General features: G+C 32.5%; 13 protein-coding genes. 9 read left to right on the plus strand and 4 right to left on the minus strand.

Annotated features, from left to right (window positions below):
- The first annotated feature begins 1 nt into the window (after position 1).
- From rpsE to KO361_05825, 6 genes are all read left to right on the plus strand, one after another.
- Positions 2-808, plus strand: a complete 807-nt coding sequence (gene rpsE / locus KO361_05800) for a 30S ribosomal protein S5 (GenBank protein ID MCC7575077.1) — start codon at positions 2-4, stop codon at positions 806-808.
- Complete coding sequence (locus KO361_05805) at positions 805-1,173, plus strand: uL30 family ribosomal protein (GenBank protein MCC7575078.1); 369 nt, start codon at positions 805-807, stop codon at positions 1,171-1,173. The genes rpsE and KO361_05805 overlap by 4 nt, the downstream gene beginning before the upstream one ends.
- Positions 1,174-1,184: 11 nt before the next feature.
- Positions 1,185-1,634 (plus strand): uL15 family ribosomal protein, encoded by a 450-nt coding sequence (locus KO361_05810; GenBank protein ID MCC7575079.1) that lies wholly within the window; start codon positions 1,185-1,187, stop codon positions 1,632-1,634.
- Between the two features lie 10 nt (positions 1,635-1,644).
- Entirely contained in the window at positions 1,645-2,979 is a 1,335-nt protein-coding gene (secY, locus tag KO361_05815; GenBank protein ID MCC7575080.1) for a preprotein translocase subunit SecY, read from the plus strand.
- A 70-nt stretch (positions 2,980-3,049) separates the two neighbouring features.
- Positions 3,050-3,808, plus strand: coding sequence for a DUF106 domain-containing protein (locus KO361_05820; protein MCC7575081.1), 759 nt, complete (start codon positions 3,050-3,052; stop codon positions 3,806-3,808).
- 40 nt (positions 3,809-3,848) lie between these two features.
- On the plus strand, positions 3,849-4,541 hold the full coding sequence (locus KO361_05825; protein ID MCC7575082.1) for a TraB/GumN family protein: 693 nt from the start codon (positions 3,849-3,851) through the stop codon (positions 4,539-4,541).
- 8 nt (positions 4,542-4,549) lie between these two features.
- Here KO361_05825 and KO361_05830 read toward each other — a convergent pair whose 3' ends face one another.
- From KO361_05830 to KO361_05845, 4 genes are all read right to left on the minus strand, one after another.
- On the minus strand, positions 4,550-5,353 hold the full coding sequence (locus KO361_05830) for a hypothetical protein (GenBank protein MCC7575083.1): 804 nt from the start codon (positions 5,351-5,353) through the stop codon (positions 4,550-4,552).
- A 137-nt stretch (positions 5,354-5,490) separates the two neighbouring features.
- Entirely contained in the window at positions 5,491-5,865 is a 375-nt protein-coding gene (locus KO361_05835; protein MCC7575084.1) for a hypothetical protein, read from the minus strand.
- Between the two features lie 106 nt (positions 5,866-5,971).
- Positions 5,972-6,349, minus strand: coding sequence for a 50S ribosomal protein L14e (locus tag KO361_05840; protein MCC7575085.1), 378 nt, complete (start codon positions 6,347-6,349; stop codon positions 5,972-5,974).
- A 55-nt stretch (positions 6,350-6,404) separates the two neighbouring features.
- On the minus strand, positions 6,405-6,677 hold the full coding sequence (locus tag KO361_05845) for a 50S ribosomal protein L34e (protein MCC7575086.1): 273 nt from the start codon (positions 6,675-6,677) through the stop codon (positions 6,405-6,407).
- A 221-nt stretch (positions 6,678-6,898) separates the two neighbouring features.
- On the opposite strand from KO361_05845, the gene gyrA reads away from it, so the two are divergent.
- The 3 genes from gyrA to KO361_05860 all read left to right on the plus strand — a co-directional run.
- Complete coding sequence (gyrA, locus tag KO361_05850; GenBank protein MCC7575087.1) at positions 6,899-9,544, plus strand: DNA gyrase subunit A; 2,646 nt, start codon at positions 6,899-6,901, stop codon at positions 9,542-9,544.
- Between the two features lie 67 nt (positions 9,545-9,611).
- Entirely contained in the window at positions 9,612-10,187 is a 576-nt protein-coding gene (locus KO361_05855) for a hypothetical protein (GenBank protein ID MCC7575088.1), read from the plus strand.
- A 3-nt stretch (positions 10,188-10,190) separates the two neighbouring features.
- Positions 10,191-10,501: saccharopine dehydrogenase NADP-binding domain-containing protein (locus KO361_05860; protein ID MCC7575089.1), on the plus strand; the 311-nt coding region annotated here is incomplete at its 3' end.

Raw genomic sequence — 10,501 nt, forward strand, 5'->3', positions numbered from 1 at the left:
CATGCCAGAACAAAAATCAAAGAAAAAAACAATAAATAAAAAACAAGAAAGAGAAGAAGACTTACCATTACTAGAACCTGTCAACGAGGAACAAACCAAAATAGAAGTCATACCTCCAACAGAATGGACACCAAAAACAGAACTAGGAAAAAAAGTACAAACAGGACAAATCACAAGTATGGATGAAATACTAGAATCAGGACAAGCAATAATGGAACCAGAAATAGTAGATTCATTACTACAACTAGAATCAGAATTATTACTCATAGGACAAGCCAAAGGAAAATTCGGAGGCGGACAAAGAAGAATATTCAGGCAAACACAGAAAAAAACAAGAGAAGGAAACAAACCAAAATTTACAACATTAGCAGTAATAGGAAACAAAAACGGATACGTAGGAATAGGAATAGGAAAAAGCAAAGAAACAGTACCAGCAAGAGAAAAAGCAATAAAAAACGCTAAATTAAACGTATTCAAAATCGCAAGAGGAAGCGGAAGCTGGGAATCAGACTCCAAAGAACCAAATTCAATACCATTCGCAGTAACAGGAAAATGCGGAAGCGTAGAACTAACACTAATGCCAGCACCAAAAGGAAAAGGACTATGTGTAGAAAAAGAATGCGCAAAAATATTAGCATTAGCAGGAATACAAGATGTATGGTCAAAATCATTCGGGCAAACAAAGAATAAAATAAATATGATAACAGCGTGTGAAAAAGCACTAAAAGAATTAACAAAAATGAAAACAAGACCACACGACATAGAAGCACTATCAATGATAAAAGGATCAAAGGTGACTGAACAATGAGTAACGAAAAAAAAGAAAAAATAGCAGTCATCCTAGTAAGAGGATTAGTAGAATTAAGACAAGAAATAAAAGACACGCTAAGAATGTTAAACTTACAAAAAAAGAACGCGTGCGTAATCTTAGAAGACAACCCAGTTAACAAAGGAATGCTAAAAAAAGTAGAAAACTACGTAACGTATGGAACAGTAACAGAAGAAACATTAAAATTACTAAAAGAAAAAAGACCAACAGCAAAAAAATTCTACTCATTACACCCACCAAGAGGCGGATTCGAAAGAAAAGGAATAAAAAAACCATTCCATTTGAAAGGCGCACTAGGAAACAGAAAAGAAAAAATGAATGATTTAATCAAAAAAATGTTATAAAGGTTATAAAGATGACACATAATAAAAGAAAAAAAAACAGTAGACAACGCGGAGAATGGACCCACGGATGGGGCGCTAAGAAAAAACACAGAGGCGCAGGACACAGAGGAGGAAGAGGAAACGCAGGCTCCGGAAAAAGAGGAGACGCAAAAAAACCTAGCTACTGGAAAGACGAAAAATACTTCGGAAAAAACGGATTCGTATCAATAAATAAAATAGAAATAAAAGCAATAGGAATATCACACCTAGACTCAATAATTGATACGCTAATAAAAACAGGAAAAGCCACAATTAATCAAGACACAATATCAATAAACTTAAAAGACATAAAATACCAAAAACTACTAGGAACAGGAAACACACAAAGAAAACTAGAAATAACAACGGAAATGGCATCACCAAAAGCAATAGAAAAAATACAAAAAGCAGGCGGAAACATAAACCTGCCAAAACAAGAATAAGTGCAAAAAAATGGGCGTCCTAGACACAATACTAAGTTACATACCAGAAGTAAAACCGCCAACACAAAAAAAACTATCATTCAACGCAAAACTTAAATGGACAGGAATTGTACTAGCGTTATACTTCTTACTAGGACTCATACCACTATACGGATTAGAAGCAAATGCACTCGAACAATTCGAATTCTTAAGCACAGTACTAGGAGCAAGCTTCGGAAGCCTAATAACACTAGGTATAGGACCAATAGTAACAGCATCCATCATTCTACAACTACTAAAAGGAGCAGGAATAATAAACATAGACTTAACAAAACAAGACGGAAAAAGAAAATTCCAAGGAATACAAAAACTATTAGCAATAATTTTTGTAGTAGTAGAAGCATTTATATTCGTATTTTTAGGAGGACTAACAGCACAAGCAGGAATAAGCCCACTAATACTAGTAGGACAAATAACACTAGGAGGACTATTCATAATACTAATGGATGAAATAGTAAGCAAATACGGATTCGGATCAGGTGTCAGCTTATTCATCGCAGCAGGAGTCAGCCAACAAATATTCATACAACTATTCAGCCCATACCCATTCGATAATCCCGCAGGAATGATACCAATAATATTCATCACTTTGTTCAATCCACAAACATCACTAGATGCACTGTATTTCCCAGTCGCAAGAGTAATCGCGACGCTAACAGTATTCTTTTTCGTAGTATATGTACAATCAATGAAAGTAGAAATACCACTAAGCTTCGGAAAAGTATCAGGACACGGAGTAAGATGGCCACTAAACTTTCTATACGCAAACGTATTACCAATAATATTAGTATCCGCGTTGCTAGCAAACATGCAAATACTTGCCAACTTACTAGAAAGTAGAGGACAACAAGCATTAGCAGGAATAGTAGCATGGACCACCGCGCCACCATTCTTAGAATCATTAATAGCAAGCAACATGACTTGGTTAATAATAGCACAATCACTAACATACATACTCGTTTACGTAATAGGAGCAACAATATTCAGCGTTTTCTGGGTACAAACATCAGGACTAGACGCGGCGAGCCAAGCAAAACAAATGGTTAGTTCAGGACTACAAATACCAGGATTTAGAAGAGACCCACGCGTATTAGAAAGATTACTAAAAAGATACATAGGACCACTAACGATCATGGGAGGAATAGCCATAGGACTACTAGCAAGCGTAGCGGATCTAACACAAGCAATAGGGAGCGGAACAGGGATACTATTAGCAGTCATGATAATATACAAATTATACGAAGACATCGCGAAACAACACTTATACGACATGAACCCAACGATGAGAAAATTCATATCATTCTAAAAAAAAGGATAAAAAAACAAATATTTAAATAAAGACTTGTGTTATTAAAAAAGAAGGTGAGTAAATAATAATGGTTTTACAAACAATAATTCAAGGATTCATGGAACTACCTCATTTCTGGATAATATTTATACTATCTTTCATAGCAACAATAATAACAACAGTAATATACAAATACGCAACAGACCAAAAAAGAATAAAAGAAATAAAATTAAAACTAAAAGAACTAAGAAAAAAAACTAAGGATCATCAAAAAGACACAAAAAAAGTAATGGAATTACAAAAAGAAATGATGAGCCTAAACATGGAAATGATGAAGCAATCATTCAAATCAATGCTTTATACATTCATACCATTAATAATACTATTCACGTGGATGTCAGCTAATATTGCATACGCTCCAATAAATCCAGGACAAGAATTTACAGTAACAACGCAAATATCAAATTCTTACATACACGACTTAAAAGATATAAATCTAACAATAATACCAAGCGGAGAAGTAACAAGAAACGAAGCACACGTTCCAAGAAAAGAAAACAAACGCGAAATACAATGGAAAATAACAGCGGAAGAAGAAGGAACACACACAATAATAATAGAAAGTCCAACGTTCAAAGAAACCAAAGAAGTACTTATTACCAACACTAAAAAATACGTAAATCCTATAAAAGACATAAAAAACAGCCAACTACTAAAAATAACAGTAGGAAACGAACCAGTAAAACCATTAAAACCAATAGGGCTAGGATTAAACTGGTTATGGACATATATATTATTATCAGTAGTCTTAAGCACAGGAATAAGGAAACTACTAAAAGTAGCCTAATTCTAAAAAAAATATAAACAATAACAAATTACTAATAAAAATGAATCCAAATATAAAACTAGTAGGAACAAGTCATATCTCTCCAGAATCAAAGAAAAAAATAAATAGTGCATTTAACGAACACAAACCAGACATAATATGTGTGGAATTAGATAAACAAAGACTACAAGGATTAATAGATAAAAACAGAAAAAGACCAGGAATAAAAGCAATAAAACAATTAGGATTCACAGGATACTTATTTGCAATAATCGGAGGATACACACAAAAAAAATTAGGAAACATCACAGGCATGGCTCCAGGAGAAGAAATGCTACTGGGAGTAACACTAGCACAAAGAAACAAACTAAGACTAGAACTAATAGATCAAGAAATAACTAAGACACTAAAAAAAATAAGCAAAACACCAATCAAAGAAAAACTAAAAATAATTCTAGACATAATAAAAGCACCATTTCAAAAAAAACAAAGAATGAAAATAGACATATCAAAAATACCAGAAGAAGAATTCGTAAAAAAACTAACAAAACAAGTCAAAGAAAGATATCCTTATATTTACAAAGTAATAATCGATGAAAGAAACAAAATAATGGCAAAAAAAATATTCTTACTACAAAGACAAAACCCAACACAAAGAATACTAGCAATAATAGGAGAAGGACACATAGAAGGAATCATAGAACAACTAAAAAAATTAGAACAAGACAACATAACATACATTAAACAAAACTAAAAAAAAAATTATTTCTTAACTTTTTGCTCAACCAAATTCCAAGACAAATCAAACAATTGAGTCAAAGTCTTAGAAAAGAAAGGAGTATTCAACCATATACCTACGTCGTAAGTCGGATGAACGTCATCATCACTAGCCATCATGAACATCATTGAAGAATTATCAACAATACAAAATCTTCCAGCTAAACCAAGATCTTTAATTTCAGAAATCTTTTTAAGCTCTTCAATATCAGCAGTAGTTTTCTTAATAGGCGCAGAAATTTTTATTTCAACACCTCTATCTTTTGCTTTTCTGAAATGCTTAAGTAAAAAATCAGCTTTTCTTTTAAGACCTTCTTCACTTGTTACAAGAACAACGCTTTTCTCAGCCTCTTTAATCATCATTATTAATTGATTATGTAAATTATCTCTACCCTTCAAAGCACCAGTTATATCACTAGGCTCAACTAATTCAACACCTTTCTCATGAAGCGAAGTCAAATCATTAAGAATATCAGTACCTCTTATTTCCTCTAATAACTTCACGTTTCTATCAGCTTCTTCTTTCACGTTCTTTTTAACACGTTCAAGAACTTCTCTAGGAGGAACAGCAATATACTTAATAGGCTTACCTATTTTCATAACAATAAAACCTTTTTTTTCAAGACTTTCTAAAACATCATAGCTTCTGCTTCTAGGAACATTAGAAATATCGGATAATTCACCAGCGGTACTAACACCACGAGAAAGAAGCGCAGTCCAAATCTTCGCTTCATAACTATTAATTCCTAAATCTTTGAGTTTGTTTAAAAAGTCTTTCTGTACTAACATTAATAATCACCTTGTAAATTTTTACGCCTTAATAGTGAGTAATACCATCTAATTTATAAAGATTTTGATTTTGTAACTATTAATAAGTGAAGACAAACACGTTATTTAAAGAAAAAAAAGAAAAAAAGAAAAAAAAACTAACTCCTAGACGCCATATAAATATCAAAAAGACCAGGACAAACTTCCTCTACCTTCTCATGAAAAAACTGCTCATACAACTCATTACCAATCAACAACTCATTATAACTCAAAGCCTCCTCACGAGTCAAATCATACAATTCATTAATCTCAGAGTAACTTTTATAGTCTGCACTTCTACCAGGATAACCATCAAAACTAGCATAATTATCTTGACAAAAAGTCTCAGCAAAAAAACCACTCAATCTCCTCAACAAAAGAACTTCCTCAGACTCAACAACTTCAACAACGTCATCATCCTGAACAACGTCTCTAGAAGAACAACCAACCAAGAACAAAACAAAAACTAAAATCATAAATAAATAATATCTCACCTAAAACACCTCCAAAAAACACATAAAAACAAAAAAGAACAACTAAGTATATAAATCTTATTCAAAAAAAGACCAAACAAATAAAAAATAATTAAAGAAAAAAAAATTAATTAGCAGAAGATTCACTCACATCAGAAACAACAGGCTTATCAACCTTAACCTTATCATCTTTCTTACTAACTTTTTTAGACTCAACAACCTTCTTAACCTTAACTCTCTTAACTCTAGGCTCAGGCTTCTTAGACTTAGGCTCAAAAAAACCCAAACCAAGATCAGAAAAAACCTTCTTAACCTCATCCCTAGAAGCACCCTTCTTAACCTTAACAACCTTATCTAAAGGCTCCAAATGAAGAATATTACACTTCTTACGACGAGTCTCACCATCAATCAAAACATAATTACCATCAAGGACATCAACAACAACACAAGTCTTATTAGCATCCCTACCAGCAATTTTCAAACATAATCTACCAATTTCCATCATTTTTACTTCCTCCGAACCTTAGAAAACAATTAAGCGTCACCACCTAATCAAAGGTTCACAATTCTTTACTTCTAGCTCTCTTCTTTAACTCTTGCCTACCAGCTTTAGAAGAAAGGACTCCTCCAAAAGGTCTCTGAGGTCTCTTCTCAGTCTTAGCCAAATTCCTCATCTTAACAGGCAACTCTCTAGGAACACCCTTAAGCTTCTCACCAGTAACAGGACAACTACCAACTTTAGGCTTTCTCCTATCATAAACAGTCTTAGTCCCATTAATAGTCCTAACTTGCCTCCTAGCAAAAGTTCTTGATTTAGTTTTACTTTGCGTCATAAAAAAACAGAAAAGATTAACCATTTATAAATCTTATTCAAAAAAATAACCAAAAAAAACAAAGAATAATAAAACATAACAAAACAACAAAAAAATAAAAGAAAACACTTATAAATAAACTTGCTTTTTCTCCTCTAATAACAAACACATTTTTTAATCATTTAAAAAATAAACAAAAATACTCTGAAAAACAACAAAAAATAACCAAAAAAGGTGCGCCGATGACCCAAAACGAAAAAAATCACGAAAACAATGAAGAAAAACCAATCGCAGACAAAATAATAAACCAAGTCATAGAAGACGAAATGAAAAACGCGTACCTAGATTATTCTATGTCAGTAATAGTAGGAAGAGCACTACCAGACGTAAGAGACGGACTAAAACCAGTACACAGAAGAATACTATACGCAATGAACGACTTAGGAATAAAATGGAATTCACCATACAAAAAATGCGCAAGAATCGTAGGGGAAACCCTAGGTAAATACCACCCACACGGAGACAGCGCAGTATACGATTCACTAGTAAGAATGGCACAACCATTCTCACTAAGATACATGCTAATACAAGGACAAGGAAACTTCGGATCAGTAGACGGAGACAGCGCAGCAGCCATGCGTTACACAGAAGCAAGAATGGCAAAAATATCAGAAGAACTACTACAAGACATAGACAAAGAAACAGTGAAATTCGTAGAAAACTTCGACGGAAGCCTAACAGAACCAAACGTACTACCAAGCAAAATACCAAACCTACTAATAAACGGAAGCACAGGAATCGCGGTAGGAATGGCAACTAACATACCACCTCATAACCTAAAAGAAACATGCTCAGCAGTAATCGCACTAATAGACAATCCAGACATCACAACACAAGAAATATTAGAACACGTTCAAGGACCAGACTTCCCAACAGGAGGAATAATACAAGGCAGAAACGGATACTTGCAAGCAGCAACAACAGGAAGAGGAAAAGTAACAACGAAAGCAAGAATCCAAGAAGAAGAAACCAAAAAAAACGCACGACTAGTAATAACAGAAATACCATACATGGTAAATAAATCAAACTTAATAATACAAATCGCGGACTTAGTAAAAGAAAAAATAATAGAAGGAATATCAGATTTAAGAGATGAATCAGACAGAAAAGGAATGCGCATAGTAATAGAACTAAAAAAAGACGCAAACATAGAAGTAATAAAAAACTTATTATACAAACACTCAAGATTACAAGAAACATTCGGAATAATATTCCTAGCACTAATAAATAACCAACCAAGAATATTCACACTAAAAGGATTATTAGAAGAATTTGTCAGTCACAGAAAAGAAGTAGTAACTCTAAGAACAAAATATGACTTAAAAAAAGCAGAAGATAAAGCACACGTCCTAGAAGGATTACTAATAGCTCTGAATAACATAGACGAAGCAATAGAAATAGTAAAAAATTCATCATCAGCATCAGACGCAAAACAATCACTAATAACAAGATTTGAATTAACAGAAATACAAAGCCAAGCAATACTGGACATGAAATTACAAAAAATTGCTAAATTAGAATTTCAAAAAATAAAAGACGAATACGCAGAACTAGAAAAATCAATCACAAGATTCAAAGAAATTCTAAGTAGCGAAAAAGAAATTCTAAACATAATCAAAGAAGAACAACAAGAACTAATAAACAAATACGGAGATGAAAGAAGAACAGAAATCCTAGACGTAGAAGACGAAGACTATGACATGGAAGACTTAATACCAGACGAAAAAGTCGTCGTAACTATGAGTAACTCAGGATACGTAAAAAGAATACCTTTAGATACGTACAAAACACAAAGAAGAGGAGGCGTCGGAGTAATAGGAGCAGATAAAAAAGAAGACGACTTCATAGAAAAAGTATTCGTAACGAACACGCACGCTTACTTACTAGTATTCACAGACAAAGGAAAAGTCCACTGGTTAAAAGTTTACAGATTACCAGAAACAAGCAGACAAAGCAAAGGAAAAGCAATAATAAACCTAATAAATTTAGATAAAGAAGAAAAAATATCAGCAATAATACCAGTAAAAGAATTTAAAGAAGACGAATACTTATTCACAGCAACAAAAAAAGGAATAGTAAAAAAAACAGCACTAACAGCATACTCAAGACCAAGACAAGGAGGAATCATAGGACTAACAATAGACGAAGACGATTCACTCATAGGTGTAGGAGTAACAAACGGAGAAAAACAAATACTACTAGCAACAAAACAAGGAATGGCATGCAGATTCTCAGAAAAAAACGTGAGAGCCATAGGAAGAACAGGAAGAGGAGTAACAGGAATAAGATTCAAAAACAAAAATGATGAAGTAGTAGGATTAATAATAACAAGTCATGACACAAACGTACTAACACTAACCAATAAAGGATACGGAAAACAATCACTAGTATCAAGCTACAGACTAATAAACAGAGGCGGAAAAGGAGTAAGAAACATTAATTTAACAGAGAAAAACGGACACGTAGTATCAATAAAAGAAGTAAACGGAGAAGAAGACATCATGTTCATAACACGAAACGGAATGATAGTAAGAATGCCCGTAAACCAAATATCAACAGTAGGAAGAACCGCGCAAGGAGTAAGAGTAATAAAACTAAGAGAAGGAGACGAATTAATAAGCGCAGCAAAAATAATAAGCGAAGAAGAAGCAGAAAAAGAAATCCTAGAAGAACAACCAATAAACAAACCAAAACTGGAAGACATAGAACAAATACCTCCAGAAGACTTAAACATAGACGAAGAAACACAAGATGAAGATAATGAAATAAATGATGACTACGAAGAAGAAAACGACGAAGAAACACAAACAATAAACATGAAAAAATAAAAAACTTCTAAATTCTTTTTTTTTTTACAAAAAATATTTTAATAACCAAAAAAAATAATAAAAAAAGATGAAAAAAGACCTAAAAATAATAAGCCTAATAATAACAATAACAGGAATCCTTGTTTTAACATGGCTAATTATAAACAGAAACATAATAAACCTAATGGAAAAACCATTATCCGCGATAGGAAACATACCTGAAAATTACTTAATGTTCTTACTCGGAGGAGGAATAGTATTCTACTTCGTAACACTATTCCTGATAAAAATACACATAAAACAAAACATAAAAATAAGCTGGGAATTATATTTATTACCAGTGCTAATATTATTAACACTAACAATACCATACAAAGAAGAATTCTTACTAGGAAAAATATTACACACAATGACTGGAATAATAGGCGCAGTACTAATACTTTTTTTAATGTACAAAATAAATAAATACTATTTCCCAGAAAATCCATTAATACAAAAAATAACAAAGAATATACCACCAATAACAATAATAGGAACACTAATACTATTCATAACCATGGGGATGAACGTGATAATGCAACTATTCTATTTAACAACAACACTAATCTGGATAAACCTCACAGCATTTTCAAAACCAAAACAAAAAAAAACAAAAAAAGGATAATAAATGAAAACACTAATACTAGGAGGAGGAGCACAAGGAAAAGCAACACTACTAGACCTAACAAGAAACAAAGAAATACAAATAACAATAGCAGACAATAACACACAAAACATAAAAGAATTCATAAAAAAACAAAAAATAAAACAACACATAACAATAATAGAAATAGACGCAAACAACAAAGAAGAATTAAAAAAATTATTCAAAAAAAACAAAATAGTAATAGATTTATTACCAACAATATTTAGAAAACACATAACGGAAATAGCAATAGAAACAAAAACGAACCTAGTAAACACTTCTTTCAGCTACCA

Source organism: Candidatus Woesearchaeota archaeon (assembly GCA_020854775.1).
In the GTDB taxonomy this organism is placed as follows: Archaea; Nanobdellota; Nanobdellia; order Woesearchaeales; family 21-14-0-10-32-9; genus 21-14-0-10-32-9.